General features: G+C 63.1%; 20 protein-coding genes. 4 read left to right on the plus strand and 16 right to left on the minus strand.

Annotation, left to right across the window (positions count from 1 at the left end; all coding sequences use genetic code 11):
• Nucleotides 1–3: 3 nt before the first annotated feature.
• From F757_RS0111565 to F757_RS0111575, 3 genes are all read right to left on the minus strand, one after another.
• On the minus strand, nt 4–1,113 hold the full coding sequence (locus F757_RS0111565) for a COX15/CtaA family protein (protein ID WP_027211525.1): 1,110 nt from the start codon (nt 1,111–1,113) through the stop codon (nt 4–6).
• A gap of 23 nt (nt 1,114–1,136) precedes the next feature.
• Nucleotides 1,137–1,826 carry an SCO family protein gene (locus F757_RS0111570; protein ID WP_027211526.1) on the minus strand — a complete coding sequence of 230 codons (690 nt, stop codon included), beginning with the start codon at nt 1,824–1,826 and terminating at the stop codon, nt 1,137–1,139.
• Between the two features lie 69 nt (nt 1,827–1,895).
• Nucleotides 1,896–2,612 carry an SURF1 family protein gene (locus F757_RS0111575; protein WP_027211527.1) on the minus strand — a complete coding sequence of 239 codons (717 nt, stop codon included), beginning with the start codon at nt 2,610–2,612 and terminating at the stop codon, nt 1,896–1,898.
• Nucleotides 2,613–2,723: 111 nt separating this feature from the next.
• On the opposite strand from F757_RS0111575, the gene F757_RS0111580 reads away from it, so the two are divergent.
• Nucleotides 2,724–2,933, plus strand: a complete 210-nt coding sequence (locus F757_RS0111580) for a twin transmembrane helix small protein (protein ID WP_006048064.1) — start codon at nt 2,724–2,726, stop codon at nt 2,931–2,933.
• Nucleotides 2,934–3,224: 291 nt separating this feature from the next.
• Here the strand turns inward: F757_RS0111580 and F757_RS0111585 are convergent, their stop codons facing one another.
• From F757_RS0111585 to F757_RS0111620, 8 genes are all read right to left on the minus strand, one after another.
• Entirely contained in the window at nt 3,225–4,082 is an 858-nt protein-coding gene (locus tag F757_RS0111585; RefSeq protein WP_027211528.1) for a cytochrome c oxidase subunit 3, read from the minus strand.
• A 135-nt stretch (nt 4,083–4,217) separates the two neighbouring features.
• Nucleotides 4,218–4,436, minus strand: coding sequence for a DUF2970 domain-containing protein (locus F757_RS0111590; protein ID WP_013337923.1), 219 nt, complete (start codon nt 4,434–4,436; stop codon nt 4,218–4,220).
• Nucleotides 4,437–4,466: 30 nt separating this feature from the next.
• On the minus strand, nt 4,467–5,081 hold the full coding sequence (locus tag F757_RS0111595) for a cytochrome c oxidase assembly protein (protein WP_027211529.1): 615 nt from the start codon (nt 5,079–5,081) through the stop codon (nt 4,467–4,469).
• A 43-nt stretch (nt 5,082–5,124) separates the two neighbouring features.
• The gene (locus F757_RS36535; RefSeq protein WP_027211530.1) at nt 5,125–5,259 is read right to left on the minus strand and encodes a cytochrome oxidase small assembly protein; all 135 of its coding nucleotides are present in this window, start codon (nt 5,257–5,259) and stop codon (nt 5,125–5,127) included.
• 260 nt (nt 5,260–5,519) lie between these two features.
• Complete coding sequence (gene ctaD, locus F757_RS0111605) at nt 5,520–7,133, minus strand: cytochrome c oxidase subunit I (protein ID WP_027211531.1); 1,614 nt, start codon at nt 7,131–7,133, stop codon at nt 5,520–5,522.
• Nucleotides 7,134–7,176: 43 nt separating this feature from the next.
• The gene (gene coxB, locus F757_RS0111610) at nt 7,177–8,823 is read right to left on the minus strand and encodes a cytochrome c oxidase subunit II (protein ID WP_027211532.1); all 1,647 of its coding nucleotides are present in this window, start codon (nt 8,821–8,823) and stop codon (nt 7,177–7,179) included.
• A gap of 75 nt (nt 8,824–8,898) precedes the next feature.
• Nucleotides 8,899–9,372: a DUF2244 domain-containing protein gene (locus F757_RS0111615; protein WP_027211533.1), complete on the minus strand. Its 474-nt coding sequence runs from the start codon at nt 9,370–9,372 to the stop codon at nt 8,899–8,901.
• A gap of 303 nt (nt 9,373–9,675) precedes the next feature.
• A complete protein-coding gene (locus F757_RS0111620) occupies nt 9,676–10,641 on the minus strand; it encodes a methyltransferase domain-containing protein (protein WP_027211534.1) in 966 nt (321 codons plus the stop codon).
• Between the two features lie 83 nt (nt 10,642–10,724).
• On the opposite strand from F757_RS0111620, the gene F757_RS0111625 reads away from it, so the two are divergent.
• Both F757_RS0111625 and trmL read left to right on the plus strand, forming a co-directional pair.
• A complete protein-coding gene (locus F757_RS0111625; RefSeq protein ID WP_027211535.1) occupies nt 10,725–11,510 on the plus strand; it encodes a ComF family protein in 786 nt (261 codons plus the stop codon).
• Nucleotides 11,511–11,528: 18 nt separating this feature from the next.
• Nucleotides 11,529–11,999 carry a tRNA (uridine(34)/cytosine(34)/5-carboxymethylaminomethyluridine(34)-2'-O)-methyltransferase TrmL gene (trmL, locus tag F757_RS0111630; RefSeq protein ID WP_027211536.1) on the plus strand — a complete coding sequence of 157 codons (471 nt, stop codon included), beginning with the start codon at nt 11,529–11,531 and terminating at the stop codon, nt 11,997–11,999.
• Here the strand turns inward: trmL and F757_RS0111635 are convergent.
• The 5 genes from F757_RS0111635 to F757_RS0111655 all read right to left on the minus strand — a co-directional run bounded on the left by F757_RS0111635 (nt 11,972) and on the right by F757_RS0111655 (nt 14,962).
• Complete coding sequence (locus F757_RS0111635; RefSeq protein ID WP_027211537.1) at nt 11,972–12,520, minus strand: O-acetyl-ADP-ribose deacetylase; 549 nt, start codon at nt 12,518–12,520, stop codon at nt 11,972–11,974. The genes trmL and F757_RS0111635 overlap by 28 nt on opposite strands.
• 116 nt (nt 12,521–12,636) lie before the next feature.
• A complete protein-coding gene (locus F757_RS0111640) occupies nt 12,637–13,635 on the minus strand; it encodes an NAD(P)H-dependent glycerol-3-phosphate dehydrogenase (RefSeq protein WP_027211538.1) in 999 nt (332 codons plus the stop codon).
• A 21-nt stretch (nt 13,636–13,656) separates the two neighbouring features.
• Nucleotides 13,657–14,127, minus strand: a complete 471-nt coding sequence (gene secB, locus F757_RS0111645; RefSeq protein WP_027211539.1) for a protein-export chaperone SecB — start codon at nt 14,125–14,127, stop codon at nt 13,657–13,659.
• Between the two features lie 152 nt (nt 14,128–14,279).
• Nucleotides 14,280–14,540, minus strand: coding sequence for a glutaredoxin 3 (gene grxC, locus F757_RS0111650; protein ID WP_006048078.1), 261 nt, complete (start codon nt 14,538–14,540; stop codon nt 14,280–14,282).
• A complete protein-coding gene (locus F757_RS0111655; protein ID WP_027211540.1) occupies nt 14,537–14,962 on the minus strand; it encodes a rhodanese-like domain-containing protein in 426 nt (141 codons plus the stop codon). The genes grxC and F757_RS0111655 overlap by 4 nt, the downstream gene beginning before the upstream one ends.
• 136 nt (nt 14,963–15,098) lie before the next feature.
• On the opposite strand from F757_RS0111655, the gene gpmA reads away from it, so the two are divergent.
• On the plus strand, nt 15,099–15,845 hold the full coding sequence (gene gpmA / locus F757_RS0111660) for a 2,3-diphosphoglycerate-dependent phosphoglycerate mutase (protein ID WP_025597877.1): 747 nt from the start codon (nt 15,099–15,101) through the stop codon (nt 15,843–15,845).
• Nucleotides 15,846–16,032 lie beyond the last annotated feature (187 nt).

Genomic DNA, 16,032 nt, shown 5'->3' on the forward strand with positions numbered 1-16,032 from the left:
GAGTCACGCTGGCGCGGCATCGCGCGCGGGCAACACGGCGCGGCCGGGACGGCTATAAGCGATTCGAAAGTTTAACATAACGAGTAGCAGCAACAGGACCGCCGCGCCTCCGTTATGAGCTACCGCAATAGGCAACGGCCATTGCAGGACGATGTTCGACAAGCCGGTGACGAACTGAAGCAGCACCACCAGCAATACGCCGTCCGCGGGACGACGCAGCGACTCGAACCGACGCAGTTTCAGCGCGAACCACACCAGGTACGCAATGACCACGAACGCGAACGTACGATGCGTCCAGTGGATGGCGACCAATGCGTCCTGCGTGATGATGTCGCCGTCGCCCGTCATGCCGAGTGCACGCCACAGGTGGAAGCCGTGCGTAAAGTCCATGGGCGGAACCCATTGGCCGTTGCAGGTCGGGAAATCCGTACACGCGAGTACTGCATAGTTCGTGCTGACCCAGCCGCCCAGCGCGATCTGCGCGATCAGCAGCACAAGACCCGCGAGAGCCGCGGCGCGCCAGCGGGCGGCCTCCGGCTCGTAGGCCGGCAGCGGCGTTTGCCGCGCGGCGAGCCAGCCGAGCGTGCCGAGCAGCGCGAGACCGAGCAGCAGATGCGTGGTCACGATGACCGGCTGCAGTTTCATGGTCACGGTCCACGCGCCGAATGCGCCTTGCACGAGAATCAGCAGCAGCAACGAAGTCGGCCACCAGGGCGACACGTGCAACGGGCGACGCTTGATACGCGCGACCCACGCAATGAGTGTCTGCGCGATGATCAGCACCCCGATTGCCATGGCGAAGTAGCGGTGGATCATTTCGATCCAGGCCTTCGTCATGCTGACCGGGCCGGTGGGCATGGCCTGATGCGCGGCGGTGATCGCAGCATGCGCAATGAACGGCGACGACGTGCCGTAGCAGCCCGGCCAGTCGGGGCAGCCAAGCCCGGAATCCGTGAGACGCGTGAAGCCGCCGAACATCACGAGGTCGAGCGTGAGGAAAGTGGTGAGCCAGACGAGCTTGCGGAATTTGTTGTCGTCCGCTTTCACCCATACGTAGGAGAGCGGCAACAACGCAATACACAAGCCGATCAGGCCCAATTGCAGTACGAACATCTTGTTTTACCCTTGTTGCGGCATCAGCCGATGCGCGACCACTTCAGCAGCTTGGTCACGTCGCCTTTGATCTTGCTCGGGTTCGGATCTTTCGGGAAACGCATCATCAGATTGCCGTTCGGATCGACCATATAGATATGGTCCGAGACTTTGGTGTCCTTGTCGACCGGCAGCCACGCCGATACCTGCGCCAGATCAGCAATCAGCATGTTGGTGCCCGGGTAAGCCTTTTGTATCACGTCCGGCACGTTGCCCGTGTCCGTGCGCAGCCACACTTCCACGACGCGCTCGCGTTCCGGGCCCTGGGCCGCGCGGATTTGCCGCATGAAGTAGAGCTTCGTGGCGCACGCTTTGTCGCAGGCGCTGTTGTCGACGGAGATCAGCAGCCAGCGGCCGCGCAGCGACGCGAGCTTCGCCGGCTTGCCGTCTTCACCAGTGACGACGAGCGACTCGGGAATCGGCTGTTGCGGTTCCACCAGCGTGCCGTAGCTCGTGGTCCCGCCCGTTGGCTTGACCACGTAGTACATGAAGTACGAGATAGCGATCGGCGCCCCGCAGACAATGGCAACCAGCAGCAGCATCCACCGGCCGCGCTGCCACGAGCCGCCGCCATTCGGTTGGCCGGGCATCGGCCTCGGCGCAGCCGGCGCGGCGGCGGATGTCGTGGCGGCGGGCTTGCCGGATTGCGGCGAACGGGGAGATTGCGTAGACACTACATGACCTCTTTCAATGATTGTGCGGTTGGCGTCGAACCCGCCTGGGGCTCCGCGGCGCGCGCTGCATCAGACACCGGGCACGTGCTCTTTGCGGGCCGCGCGGCGCGCGGCGTACAGGCCGAACACCAGCGCCGCAGCCGCCATGCCCCACCACTGGAACATGTAGCCGTAATTGCGCTCGACGCCGCTCGCGGGAGCGGGCCAGTCGCGCACGAGCCGGTCGCCGTCGTCGCTCAATTGCTGGATAACGAACGGTTGCAGAGGCAGTCCGGTCTCGGCGGCGTAAGCGGCAACGTCGAGATTCTGCCGAATCAACTGATGCGCGGCCGACCCGCCCTGCCCCAGTTCGTATGCGCGCGAAGCATCCGCGCGCGCAATGCCCTCTATTTCGACCTCGCCCGAAGGCGTTGCGTACGGGGCGATCGTCTCGCGATTGTTCATATTGCGCGGCAGCCAGCCGCGATTGACGAGCACGTACCCGCCATCGGCGAGTTTAAACGGCATGACGACGTAAAAGCCCGGCTGATCGTTATACGGACGATTGTCGAGATAGACAACCTTGCCCGCGACGAAAGTACCGCGCGCCTTCACGCGGTGAAATTCGATGTCTTTCAGCGCCACCGGCACGCCGGTCACCGCTTGAGCGGGCGCGTTTTCGAACTGCGTGATGCGCGCCTCGAGCGCTTCTTTCTGCTGGGCGCGCTCGCGCTGCCAGAAACCGAGCCGCACGGTCAGCGCGACCACGATCAGGATCAACAATGCGGGAATGAGCCGGAATTTCATCGATCATGCTCCACGCCCGCGCGAAGCGTCGCGACGAACGCCGGGCAAACGCCTCCGCGCGGTGAGATAATGACCATCTTGCCTACGCGCTTTCCCGTTTCAGCAGCTTCCATGCACATTCTCGTTCCCATTGCCTTTGCACTGATCATCGCCAGCATGGTGTCGGCGCTGTACTTCATGATGCATGACAAGGGCAAAACCAAGCGGATGGTCTGGTCGCTCGCCACGCGAGTCGGACTGTCGATCTCGCTGTTCCTCTTCATCCTGTTCGCCTACTGGATGGGCTGGATTCACTCGACCGGTATTCCATACGGGCGCTGAGTCTTAGGCGATACTTCGCTGCCCTGAGCCGCTGCTCAAAACCGCTGCCAAACCCCGGCTTTAAACAAAAAGCCGCCCTGACAGGGTCGAGGGCGGCGCTGCATCCATATTCGTCTCACCTGCTGTGGACGCGTCTCGCGTACAACTCGCCATGCCTGGCAGCGGCGGCGCTGCACGCACTTGCCGCGTTGGCGGCGCAGCCCGATACACACTACGCCGCAGGCCACGCGCGGTGGTCCGCATTAGCTGGCCCGCCGGTTCTGCGCGGGCCAGCCCGCCTTACAGCAAGTCTCACAGCCAGTACACGACGACGTACAGTCCGAGCCACACCACGTCCACGAAGTGCCAGTACCATGCTGCGCCTTCGAACGCGAAGTGGTGCTCCGCCGTGAAGTGGCCGCGGATCATCCGCGCCAGCACCACCGCCAGCATCGTGCCGCCGAGGAACACGTGGAAACCGTGGAAACCGGTCAGCAGGAAGAAGGTCGAGCCATACACGCCGGAAGCCAGCGTCAGGTTCAGTTCGTTGTAGGCGTGGAAATATTCGAAGCCTTGCAGGAACAGGAAGCAAACGCCAAGCACGAGCGTAGCGGCCAGCCAGATGATCGCCTTCCTGCGATGATTTTCACGCAGCGCGTGGTGCGACACGGTAAGCGTGGCACCCGACGACAGCAGCAACGCCGTGTTGATGGTCGGCACGGGCCACGGCGTCATGGACTTGAACGTGGACACGAGGGACGCCGGCCCGTTGTTCGGCCACACTGCCGAGAAATCCGGCCAGATCAGCTTGTAATCGAGGCTTGCGAGTTCATGCAGCGCGATGGCGCGTGCGTAAAACAGCGCGCCAAAGAAAGCGCCGAAGAACATGACTTCGGAGAAGATGAACCAGCTCATGCTCCAGCGGTACGACTTGTCGACGTTCTTGCCGTACATGCCGCCTTCGGACTCGGCGATTGCGTCGCCAAACCAGTGCCACAACGTAAAGAGCAGCCACAACAGACCGACCACAACGCCGATCGGCGCCAGTTCATGTTCGTTGATCCAGGCCGCCAGCGATCCGAGCATGATCAGCAAGCCGACGGCGGCGCTGATCGGATGCCGCGACGGATGCGGTACGAAATAGTACGGGCTCTCGTTTTGACCGCTCATTCTTGATTCTCCACTTCAGTCCAGTTGTTCCGGAAGCTCCGGCTGCTTCTTCGACGGCGCGTCTATCCGCACCGCTTCACTCTAATTCGTGGGCGCCCTGCGCCCGGCCCTGCATTGTGGTGCGGCTCGACCGTGTCAGCCGCCGTGGCCGACCACCGCACGCACCACCAGAATCAGCACGCCGATGAAAATTGCTGTGCTGATCAGTGCGGCGACAATCACATGCAGCGGGTTCAGCTGCGTGGCGTCGCTTTCGAGATCGCGCCGCTTGCGCACTCCAAAAAACGACCAGAACACCGCCCGCATCGACTGACCAAAACTGCTCTTGCGCGGGCCACCGCTGTTATCGCTCATTATTGTCTTCCTTCGCCAGGGCTTTGACGCTCAGGCGGGATTGGCGGTCGTTGCCGCCGTCTCGACCGGAAGCGCCGCGCTGCCGACCTTTGCCGTTGCCGGCGTGTTCAACTCGAAGAACGTGTACGACAGCGTGATCGTCTTGACGTCCTTCGGCAGCTTCGGATCGACGACGAACACAACCGGCATACGCCTCGTCTCGTTCGCCTTCAACGTCTGCTGCGTAAAACAGAAGCACTCGATCTTCTTGAAGTACTCGGTCGCCTGCTTCGGCGCGTAGCTCGGAATGGCTTGCGCCTGAATCGTGCGCGCCTGTTCGTTGCTGACCTCGTACATCACGGTCGTCACTTCGCCCGGATGCACGTCCAGACTGTGCTGCTCCGGCTTGAAACCCAGCGGGCCGCGCGCGTTCGCATCGAATTCGATCGAAATCGTGCGGCTCATGTCGACCTGCGTATTCTTCGCCTCGCGCGCCGTCGCGTCGCGCTGCACGAGGTTGTTGATACCGGTGATCTGACAGATCGCGCGGTACATGGGCACCAGAGCGAATCCGAAACCGAACATCATCAACGCGACCACGAACAGCTTGATCAGCATCGAACGGTTAAAAGAGCGATCGGCCTGAGCCGGCGGCTGCGTCGACATCTCAATCCTCAACAAACCTGCAAACGAGGCTTACCCGCCCTGGTCAGGAAAACCAGCCTTGATTGACGATGACAGCGGCGAAAAACACCGCCGCGATGGCAAGCAGCACAAGTCCCAACCGCCTGTTGCCCGCGCGAATCTGCTCCGGGGTACGTCTTTCCTGTGGATTGCGCGTCATGCTCACGTTTCTGAATACCGTTTTACGCTTGTTACGGCGACCGGTGCTGCGCTGATTATCGCGGCGATCAATGCGACGATTGCTGCTTGCTGCTTGCTGCTTGCTGCTTGCTGCTTGCTGCTTGCTGCTTGCTGCTTGCTGCTGCGTTTACTGTGGCCGTTGCTGCACGATCGCCGTGCTTGCCGCTGCCGCCACCGCGGCTATCCGGCTCGGAGCGGCACCACCGCCGCTTCGGAACCGGACACCTCGCCCGACGCCGATTACTCGACGGTCGGCGGATTTTCGAACGTGTGGAACGGAGCCGGGCTCGGCACGGTCCATTCGAGGCCCGTTGCGCCATCCCACGGCTTGTCGCCAGCCTTTTCGTGATCGCCACCGCCGCGATAGGCGGGCAGCGCGACCGCGAACAGGAAGTAAACCTGCGCGAGACCGAAGCCGAACGCGCCGATGGTGATCACCTGGTTCCAGTCCGTGAACTGGGCCGGGTAATCGGCATAACGACGCGGCATGCCTGCCAGACCGACGAAGTGCATCGGCAGGAACGCAAGGTTGAAGAAGAACAGCGACGCCCAGAAGTGGATCTTGCCGCGCGTTTCGTTGTACATCCAGCCAGTCCACTTCGGCGCCCAGTAATACCAGCCGGAGAAGAGCGCGAACAGCGACCCCGCCACCAGCACGTAGTGGAAGTGCGCCACCACGAAGTAAGTACCGTGATACTGGATGTCGAGCGGCGCCATGGCGAGCATCAGACCCGACAGGCCGCCGAACGTGAACACAATCAGGAAGCCCACGGCGAACAGCATCGGCGTTTCGAACGACAGCGAACCGCGCCACATCGTCGCGACCCAGTTGAACACCTTAACGCCCGTCGGCACGGCGATCAGCATGGTTGCGTACATGAAGAACAGCTGGCCCGTGACCGGCATGCCGGTGGCGAACATGTGGTGCGCCCAGACCATGAACGACAGGATCGCGATCGACGACGTTGCGTACACCATCGAGCTATAGCCGAACAGCGGCTTGCGCGAGAACGCCGGAATCACCTGCGAGACGATCCCGAACGCCGGCAAGATCATGATGTACACCTCGGGGTGCCCGAAGAACCAGAAGATATGCTGGTACATGACCGGGTCGCCGCCGCCTGCCGCGTTGAAGAACGACGTGCCGAAGTGGCGATCGAACAGCACCATGGTGATAGCGCCCGCCAGAACCGGCATCACGGCAATCAGCAGGTACGCGGTGATCAGCCACGTCCAGACGAACATCGGCATCTTCATGAGCGTGAGGCCCGGCGCGCGCATGTTCAGGATCGTCACGACGATGTTGATCCCGCCCATGATCGACGAGGCACCCATCAGGTGGACTGCGAAAATCGCGAAGTCCATGCCCGGGCCCATCTGCGTGGAGAGCGGCGCGTACAGCGTCCAGCCTGCGGCAGTCGCGCCGCCCGGCGAGAAGAACGAACCGACCAGCAGAACAGCCGCCACCGGCAGAAGCCAGAAGCTGAAGTTGTTCATACGGGCGAAAGCCATGTCCGATGCGCCGATCTGCAGCGGCACCATCCAGTTCGCGAAGCCGACGAAGGCCGGCATGATCGCGCCGAACACCATGATGAGGCCGTGCATGGTGGTCAACTGGTTGAAGAACTCGGGGCGCATGATCTGCAGGCCCGGCTCGAACAGCTCGGCACGGATCATCAGCGCCATCACGCCCCCGGAGAGGAACATGGTGAACGAGAAGATCAGGTACAGCGTACCGATGTCCTTGTGGTTGGTTGCGAACAGCCAACGACGCCAGCCATGCGGCGTTTCGTGGGCATGGTCGCCGTGCACGTGCTCGTGGCCCGCGACTACATCGTGTCCGATGCTAGACATGACAATCTCCTAAAGCGAATACTGCGGTGCTGACCATGACACGTCAGGCAGCCGGGCTAATCTGGACACGGCGGGCTTCTTTTGCGTCGCTGCCGCCCGTGATCGTTTCCGGCTTCTTCAAAATAATATGGTCTTCGGCGATGCCGGCCGCTTTCAACGCGTCGCGCACGGCTTCGGCGCGGCTCTTCGCCAGTTTCGCGTTGGTGTCGGCGGAACCGCTGGCGTCGGTGAAGCCCGACAGCGTGAACTTCGCGTCCGGATGCGCCTTCGCATACGCCGCAGCCGCCTCGACCGCAGCTTTCGCGTCGGCCGGCAGAGTGCTCTTGCCGGTGTCAAAGTAGACGCTCGCCGGCAGGGCCGCTTGCGTTGCGCCCGCGCTTTCCGAGCCCGCTGTGGCGGCTTGCGCACCCGCTGCTTCGGAAGCCGCCGCACCCGCTGCCGCACCCGATGCAGCTTCCGCGCCGCTTGCCGCGGCACCCGCGTCGGCCAGATGGTTGCCGCCTTCGGGCAGCTTGCCGTTACGTGCGTCGGCGACCTGCTTCGGCTGGAGAATGTCGCCCGTGTGGTTGCCCCACGAGTTGCGCTCGAACGTGACGACCGAAGCAATTTCGACGTCGTTCAGCGTAGGCGCCCAGGAAGGCATTGCGTTCTTGCCCTTCAGCACGATGCTGACGTGCTCGGCGATTGCGCCGTTGGCAACCTTGCTGCCGTCCAGTGCGGGAAACGCGCCGGCGCCCTTACCCGTGGGCTGATGGCAGACTGCGCAGTTCGCCGCGTAGACCTTGCCGCCGCGCTCCATCAGCTCGGCCATCGTATAGGTCTTGTTCGGATCGTCCTGGCCCGCGGCCATTTTCTTCTTCTGCGCGTCGACCCACTTCGCGTAGTCGTCCGTGGAAAGCACTTCGACCACGACCGGCATGAACGCATGTTCCTTGCCGCACAGTTCCGTACAGAAGCCGCGGAACGTGCCCACCTTCTCGGCCTTGAACCACGTGTCGCGCACGAAGCCCGGAATCGCGTCCTGCTTCACGCCGAAGGCCGGCACGTACCAGGAGTGAACCACGTCGTTCGCAGTGGTGATGATGCGGATTTTCTTGCCGACCGGCACGACGAGCGGATTGTCGACTTCCTGCAGATACGTTGTGGAAATCGGCTGACGGCCGTCGGTTTCGGCACGCGGCGTGGCCAGCGTGGAGAGGAAGCTGATGCCCTCGCCCGGCCCCTTCACGTAGTCATAGCCCCACTTCCACTGGTAGCCGGTGACCTTGATGGTGACGTCGGCGTTGGTCGTATCCTTCATCGCGACGACCGTCTTGGTGGCGGGCAGCGCCATCAACACGACGATGATGAACGGCACGATCGTCCAGATGATTTCAACGGTGGTGCTTTCGTGGAAATTCGAAGCCTTGTGACCTTTCGATTTGCGGTGAGCAAAGATCGAATAGAACATTACAGCGAACACGCCGACGAAAATCACCGTGCACAGGATCAGCATCAACGTGTGGAGGCTGTAGAGCTCCTCAGCGATTTTCGTCGCGGGCGGCTGGAGATTGATCTCGTTGACGGCGGGGCCGCCCGGAACATCGCCCACTGCCAGGGCGGCACCGGCGAAAAGCAGTCCGCTCATCGCCAGCACGCCCATGAGCGCTCGCTTGATTGTTTTCATAGCTTCCTTACCCAAAATTTCCATTCAAACCCTCGACCCCGCTGGCCCGCCGCTGACCCGCCAACCCCGCTAACCTGAACCGTGCATGCCGGCCCGCGTCTAGCAGCGTGCAAGCCATGTGCGCAACTCGCCGGCGAATTGCGCGCGCCGGTGCTGCGCGAGGTGCTGCCCGATCATGATCGTCTCGCCGCGCGAAACCAGCCTGATCTGATCGCGCGGTGTTGCGCCAGCCTCGATCCGCACCCAGCGCGGATTGAACTCGAACTGCGTGACCTGCTCCGCGCTCACCTGTTCGATTACGAGCCGGTTGGGAAACAGCCGGATGCGTTCGTAATCGACAGCATGACGCGCGTAAATGGCGAACGCGACGCCCACCGCCAGCAACTCGATTCCGGTGAACGGCAACACCAGCCAGGCGCCGACCAGAACCAGCATGAAAGCAATTGCCAACGAGAACAACGCAAGCGACACGTAGAAACATATGAACTGCCGCGGCGACATGGAACAGTTGCGTTTCATCGTCCAGTCCTTGAGGACCGGTTCTGAATCCGCCAGCAGATCAGATGCTTCCATCGCTGCCTCCCGCCGATCGTCCCAAAGGCCGCCTGCGATAGCCCGAGCACACCCTCATGTTGCTGCCGCCTGAGCCGTACTCGACCCACTCGTCTGGCGGTTCTTTGCCTCGGGCCTGCCGCCCCAAATGTGGGAACTCCGGGCGACAAACTGACGCATTATAGGCGCGATCCATAGCATCCACAAGCAAGCCCCGGCTGCCTCACAAGCCAGGCGCGACAAGCCTCCGCGCCGTTTTGCCGCACCTTTTGCAGGTGTCCGGAAACGGTAATTTCAGACATAACAGTTGCCCTCTTTACCGTTTCAGCGATTCCTCGACGAACCTCGTCCAATGTCCTCGATGCGCACGATGCCATGCCCTTCCGCCGTCGTGCGCGGTACGGCCTTCCACGCGTGCCCGTAGATCACCTCGAACGTCAGCGCGATCGTGCCGTCGGGGCGGCGGCGCGCCTCGAGCGCCGCCAGCAACGCCTCGCGCAACCGGCGTGCCGCAGCGCCCGCAATAGCTTCGCGCTCGAACGGATACGCGCCCCAACGGCGCACGTCCGCAAGCAGCGACTCGGGCGACTTATAGGTGATTGTGATGGTTTCCTGGTCTATGACGGGAATTTCAAACCCGCTTTCGACCAGCATGTCGCCCAGATCATGCATGTCGACGAAGTCGATCACATGCTTGCGCGAGCTCACGCCATGCGCCGCTTCGACTTCCGCGTAGGCGCCGCGCAATTCCTTGAGCGTGTCGGGGCCGAGCGTGCTGAACATCAGCAGCCCGTTCACCCTCAGCACGCGCTGCCACTCCGGAAATACGAGGTCGGGCCGCGAGTGCCAGTGAAGTGAGAGATTGGACCAGATGAAGTCGAACGCGCCGGCCGCGAAAGGCAACGCGGCAAAGTCGGCTTGTGCGAAGCGTGGACCGCGTGCGCCCAGCGCTTTGCCGAGCGTGGCCGGCAGGAAGCGCCGCCAACTGGTGTCGCCGGAATCATGATGACGCGCGCGCTCGAGCATGCCGCGCGACAGATCCGTGCCGAATACCGGCGCCTCTGGAAAACGCTCGCGCAGTGCAGGTATATCTTCGCCTGCGCCGCAACCGGCGTCGAGTACGCTCGCCGGCGCGACCTTGATGTACTCGAGCCGCTCGCGCATGCGCTGCGCGATTTCGCGCGGCAGGAAGGCGACGTCGTCGAAATTCGCTGCACGGCGGTCGAAAATCTGCCGCAGGCGCCGGGAGTCGTAGGCCGGACGGCCAGATTGGGGGGGCGTTGGGGACATGGGTGTCGTACTGGCGTAGAGCCCGAAGTATACTCGTTCGCTTCCGCCGATTCAGCGCAACAGGCCTTTGCCGCCGTCAACGCATGCCATTCCGCGACTCTTCCTCGTCTTTCCGAAGCCGCTTCGCGCGATTCGCCCACGGCTTCGCGCTGGCGTGGCCGCATGCCACGCAGGCGCTGTTGCCGAACGCCTGCGCGTTATGCGGCAATTTGTCGCATAGGCCACTGTGCGCGTTTTGCGACAAATCCTATTGGAATGACAGCGCCTTGCGTTGCCGTGTGTGCGCGGTTCCATTGCCTGTCACGTTTCGAGGACGCCGTGCGTCTTATCGTTGTGCAGACTGCAGCACCGAAATGCCGCCGTTCGACGCGACCTTCGCGCTTGCCGACTACCGTGCGCCGCTCGACGCGCTCGCGGTCGGCCTGAAGTTTCGCGCGCAGCTCATGCTCGCGGGGGAGTTCGCGCGGCGCCTCGCGCGTCTCGCGCAAGACGCCTGGCAAGATCCGTCTGACTGTCCGGACGTGATCGCACCGGTGCCGCTGGCGAGGCGACGCCTGATCGAGCGCGGCTACAACCAGGCGTGGCAGATTGCGAGACCGCTCGCGCGCGCGTTGCGCGTGCCGGCCGACGCAACGTTGCTGCGCCGGGTGATCGAGACGGCGCCGCAATCGCGGCTCGACTTGGACGCGCGCCGAATGAACGTGGGACGCGCCTTCCAGCTGACGGGAAACGTCGGGAATCTGCACGTCGGCATTGTCGACGACGTCATGACGACCGGCGCCACGCTCGAAGCGCTGGCTCGCACGTTGAAGGCAGCCGGCGCGCGGCGGGTCACGAACTTCGTCGCGCTGCGCACACCGAAAAACTAGTTTCTACCTGGTCACTTTATGTTCAATGTCGTTCTTGTCGAACCGGAAATTCCGCCGAACACCGGCAACGTTATCCGCCTGTGCGCGAACACGGGTGCCCGCCTGCATCTGATCGAGCCGCTCGGCTTTCCGCTCGACGACGCCAAGCTGCGCCGCGCCGGCCTCGACTATCACGAGTATGCGCAAATGAATGTGCACGCAAATTGGGCCGCGTTTATCGCCAAGGAGTCGCCCGATCCGTCGCGCATGTTCGCGTTCACCACGCGCGGCTCAGGCCGCTTTCACGAGCATGCATTCGGGGCGGGCGACTGGTTCGTTTTCGGCGCGGAAACTCGTGGGCTGCCCGACGCGGTGCTGGACCAGTTCGCCGGCGAGCAGCGCGTGCGTCTGCCCATGCGTCCGGGCAACCGCAGCCTCAATCTGTCTAACACGGTTGCCATCGTAGTGTTCGAAGCGTGGCGTCAGACCGGCTTCGAAGGCGGCGCCTGACGGCCTTTCAATTCAGCCGCGTAGCGCTCGAACATCGCATGGTCGAAACAGGCGAAGATCACGTTTTCGAGCTGCGTCATGCGCGGCAGATTTTCAAGCACCGTTTCCACCGCAATGCGAACCGCCTGATCCGCGGGAAAACGGTAGATCCCGCAACTAATGGCGGGGAATGCGATGCTGGCGCAATTCGCCTCGCGCGCCACTTCGAGCGAGCGCTGGTAGCATGAGGCGAGCAAATCGGGCTCGCCATGCGTGCCGCCTCGCCACACAGGGCCCACCGCGTGAATCACATAGCGCGCGGGTAAGCCGTGGCCGCGCGTGAGCTTGGCGTCGCCGGTCGCGCAACCGCCAAGCATTTCGCATTCGCGCAGCAACTCTTTACCGGCTGCGCGATGAATCGCGCCGTCCACGCCGCCGCCGCCCAGCAGCGAACTATTGGCCGCGTTGACGATGGCATCCACATCAAGCGTCGTGATGTCAGCAACGCGTGCTTCCAGCGTGCAACGATCGATACTGAGCATGGGAACCTCGCTTGTCCGAAGCGTCAATATGCAATGGACAGCGAGCGCAGGCAGCCGTTCAGCGTTTTGCCCGCCGAACGGCTGATTGACGGAACTCGAGCAGCAGTGCCGCCGGATCATTCAGCCTTGGAATCACGCCGCAGCAGAGCGCTGACGGCGTCGCGAGGCGCCACGCCGTCGAACAGCACGGCACACACGGCCTGGGTGATCGGCATTTCAATTGAATGCGCGCGCGCAATAGCCAGAACTGCCTGCGCGCAGCGCACGCCCTCGGCCACGTGCCCGAGGCCACCCAGAATATCGGCGAGCGAACGGCCCGCGGCAAGCTGCACGCCAACTGTGCGATTGCGCGACAGGTCGCCCGTCGCCGTCAGAATCAGGTCGCCGAGCCCAGTCAAACCCGTGAACGTCTCGGCACGTCCGCCCAACGTTACGCCAAGGCGCGACATTTCAGCGAGACCGCGCGTAATCAACGCCGCGCGGGCGTTCAGGCCGAGACCGAGGCCGTCCGCGATACCCGTGGCAATGGCCAGCACGTTCTTCACCGCGCCGCCCACTTCCACGCCGATCACGTCGTCGCCTGTGTAGATGCGCATCGCGCCGTGATGGAATGCGGCCACCGTGCGCTCGCGGCAGGCGGCCGAAGCACTGGCGATAGTCAACGCAACCGGCAAGCCCTGCCCCACTTCGCGCGCAAAACTCGGCCCCGACAGCACGCCATTGCTGCCGTGCTGCGGCAGCTCCGCCGCGACCACCTGATGCGGCAATAGCTGCGAGTCCGCTTCAAAGCCCTTGCAAAGCCACACGACATGCGCCGGTACTTTGCCGGCGGCGCGCATGGACTGGATGAGACTGCGCAGTCCGGCCACCGGCGTGGCGACGACGCACAACGCATCGTCGGCGAGCGCGTGGTCGAGCGCCGCGCTCAGATCCGCCTCATACCGAAGCGTCGCCGGTAAAGCAACGCCCGCCAGGTAGCGGGCGTTTTCGTGCGAAGCGGACAGCTCGGCAACCAGCGCGGGCTCGCGGGCCCACAACACCGTGTCATGCCGAACGGCCAGATGGCCGGCGAGGGCCGTGCCCCATGCGCCGGCTCCGAGAACAGCAACCTTCATGGCCGGCACTGCCTGGGACACTTAATGCGTCGCGCCGTTTTGCGCTGCGCCGTCCTGGCCGCTCATCTGCGCGAGGCGTTGCTCGTAGAGCGCCTGGAAGTTGATCTCGGCGAGGTGGATCGGCGGGAAGCCGGCGCGCGTGATGGCGTCTGCGATGTTCGAGCGCAGGTACGGGAACAGGATGGTCGGGCACGCAATGCCGACGAGCGGATCGATCTGCTCAGCAGGAATGTTACGAATGTCAAAAATGCCGGCCTGTTTTGCTTCAATCAGAAACGCAACCTTGTCCGACACCTTGGCCGTCACCGTGCCGGTCACGAGGATCTCGAACACGCTTTCCGCGAGGCGCTCGGCCTTCACGTCGACTTCCACTTCGACCGACGGCATGTCCTGCTCAAGGAAAATGGCCGGCGAATTGGGCTGCTCGAGCGACATGTCCTTCAAGTAGATGCGCTGGATGTTGAAGAACGGCTGGTTATTCTCGTCGGACATGATTGTGTGGTTCCCTGATAGATATGCGTAGCGGCAGCCCACGCGTTACCGTGGCCGCCGGATCGTTGCGGCGCGCCGCCTGCTCCGCTAAGAGCGACGTTGCGCCGGCTTGTGTTTCACCCGCCCGTACACGCGCGCAAAGGCGCGTGCGTTCAGGCGGCTTCGAGCAGAGGCGTCAGACCGCCCGCGCGATCGAGCGCGGACAGATCGTCATAACCGCCGACATGCTTCTCGCCGATGAACACCTGCGGCACCGTGCGACGACCGGTCCTGGTCATCATTTCCTCACGACGGGCCGGGTCCTTGTCGATCAGTACTTTTTCGATATTCTCGACGCCGCGCGACTTTAAAAGACGTTCGGCCATCTGGCAATACGGGCACACCTGCGTGCTGTACATGATCACTTTGTTCACTTGGCTACTCCTTGTTTCACAACCGGCATGCCGGCTTTCTGCCAGGCGTCTACGCCGCCTTCCAGAACGTGGACTTCCGCATATCCCGCGTCCTGCACGAGACGCGCTGCCTTGTTCGACTGCTGGCCGGTCTGGCACACCAGCAGCACGGGGTTGTTCTTATTCTTCACCAGTTGCGCGACCTTTGCTTGCAACTCGGCGAATTCAAGGTGCCGCGCCGCAGGCAAATGCCCCTTGGCGAAGTCGGCCGACGGACGCAGGTCGATGACGGCAGCATTGCGCCGGTTGATCAGCTGCGTGGCTTCGGCCGCCGACAGGCCGCCGCGGCCGCGCCGGCTGATGCTCGGCCACAGCAGCAACCCACCGGAGATGAGGACGATCGCGATCAGAACAAGGTTTGTGTAATCAGTGAAAAACTTCACGGAAAATCCGCCGAAAAAGAGAGAAATCGGAAAGGGCAATCCGCCCATTATAAAATAACCGTCTGACGCGATGGCGGCGCTCCCCGACGGGCGCTTCGCAGCGCTTACCGCTTCCTTACTACCGACCGGCAATCTTATGTACAAACTCGTTCTCATCCGCCACGGCGAATCGACGTGGAACAAGGAAAACCGCTTCACGGGCTGGGTCGACGTCGACCTCACGGAGCAGGGCAATCGCGAAGCGCAGCAGGCGGGCGTGCTGCTGAAGGAGTCCGGCTACACGTTCGACATCGCGTACACGTCGGTGCTCCGGCGCGCGATCCGCACCCTGTGGCACGTGCAGGACCAGATGGACCAGATGTACATTCCGGTCGTCCATTCGTGGCGACTGAACGAGCGCCATTACGGCGCGCTGTCGGGCTTGAACAAGGCAGAAACGGCGGCGAAGTTCGGCGACGAACAGGTGCTCGTCTGGCGCCGCAGCTACGACACGCCGCCGCCGGCGCTAGAGCCGACCGACGAGCGCGCGCCCTACGACGATCCGCGCTACGCCAAGGTGCCGCGCGAACAGTTGCCGCTCACCGAGTGCCTGAAAGACACCGTCGCGCGTGTCCTGCCGCTGTGGAACGAGTCCATCGCGCCGGCCATCAAGTCGGGCCGCAAGGTGGTGATCGCCGCGCACGGCAATTCGATTCGCGCGCTGGTGAAGTACCTGGACAACATCTCGGACGACGACATCGTCGGGCTGAACATTCCTAACGGCGTGCCGCTCGTCTATGAACTGGACGAGGACCTGAAGCCTATCAAGCATTACTATCTGGGCGACCAGGAGGCCATCGCGAAGGCGCAGGCAGCCGTCGCCAAGCAGGGTAAGGCGGGCTGATTCCGACCGGCGCGCCGCGCGTTCAGGGCGCGTTCGGGGCGCGCATTAGCGGCGCCGCCCGGCAACACCTACCGGTCGGCACCGCCTGCTTCCCCGGAACGGCGCCATTCTTCCCACCGCGCGCCGTTACCGCAGATTACTTCGCCCCGCACGCGCGTTACGCCGAACCCGGCAGCCGTCGCGCTGT

The sequence above is a fragment of the Burkholderia sp. WSM2232 genome, from assembly GCF_000472545.1.
Lineage (GTDB): Bacteria > Pseudomonadota > Gammaproteobacteria > Burkholderiales > Burkholderiaceae > Paraburkholderia.

Coding starts and splice junctions, on each gene's coding strand:
- F757_RS0111640 (WP_027211538.1), bottom strand. CDS start 13,635: ATGAAGGTTGCTGTTCTCGGAGCCGGCGCATGGGGCACGGCCCTCGCC.
- F757_RS0111580 (WP_006048064.1), top strand. CDS start 2,724: ATGCACATTCTCGTTCCCATTGCCTTTGCACTGATCATCGCCAGCATG.
- ctaD (WP_027211531.1), bottom strand. CDS start 7,133: ATGTCTAGCATCGGACACGATGTAGTCGCGGGCCACGAGCACGTGCAC.
- F757_RS36535 (WP_027211530.1), bottom strand. CDS start 5,259: ATGACGCGCAATCCACAGGAAAGACGTACCCCGGAGCAGATTCGCGCG.
- F757_RS0111590 (WP_013337923.1), bottom strand. CDS start 4,436: ATGAGCGATAACAGCGGTGGCCCGCGCAAGAGCAGTTTTGGTCAGTCG.
- F757_RS0111575 (WP_027211527.1), bottom strand. CDS start 2,612: ATGAAATTCCGGCTCATTCCCGCATTGTTGATCCTGATCGTGGTCGCG.
- trmL (WP_027211536.1), top strand. CDS start 11,529: ATGTTCAATGTCGTTCTTGTCGAACCGGAAATTCCGCCGAACACCGGC.
- F757_RS0111615 (WP_027211533.1), bottom strand. CDS start 9,372: ATGGAAGCATCTGATCTGCTGGCGGATTCAGAACCGGTCCTCAAGGAC.
- gpmA (WP_025597877.1), top strand. CDS start 15,099: ATGTACAAACTCGTTCTCATCCGCCACGGCGAATCGACGTGGAACAAG.
- secB (WP_027211539.1), bottom strand. CDS start 14,127: ATGTCCGACGAGAATAACCAGCCGTTCTTCAACATCCAGCGCATCTAC.
- F757_RS0111585 (WP_027211528.1), bottom strand. CDS start 4,082: ATGAGCGGTCAAAACGAGAGCCCGTACTATTTCGTACCGCATCCGTCG.
- F757_RS0111595 (WP_027211529.1), bottom strand. CDS start 5,081: ATGTCGACGCAGCCGCCGGCTCAGGCCGATCGCTCTTTTAACCGTTCG.
- F757_RS0111625 (WP_027211535.1), top strand. CDS start 10,725: ATGCCATTCCGCGACTCTTCCTCGTCTTTCCGAAGCCGCTTCGCGCGA.
- F757_RS0111635 (WP_027211537.1), bottom strand. CDS start 12,520: ATGCTCAGTATCGATCGTTGCACGCTGGAAGCACGCGTTGCTGACATC.
- F757_RS0111620 (WP_027211534.1), bottom strand. CDS start 10,641: ATGTCCCCAACGCCCCCCCAATCTGGCCGTCCGGCCTACGACTCCCGG.
- F757_RS0111565 (WP_027211525.1), bottom strand. CDS start 1,113: ATGTTCGTACTGCAATTGGGCCTGATCGGCTTGTGTATTGCGTTGTTG.
- coxB (WP_027211532.1), bottom strand. CDS start 8,823: ATGGAAATTTTGGGTAAGGAAGCTATGAAAACAATCAAGCGAGCGCTC.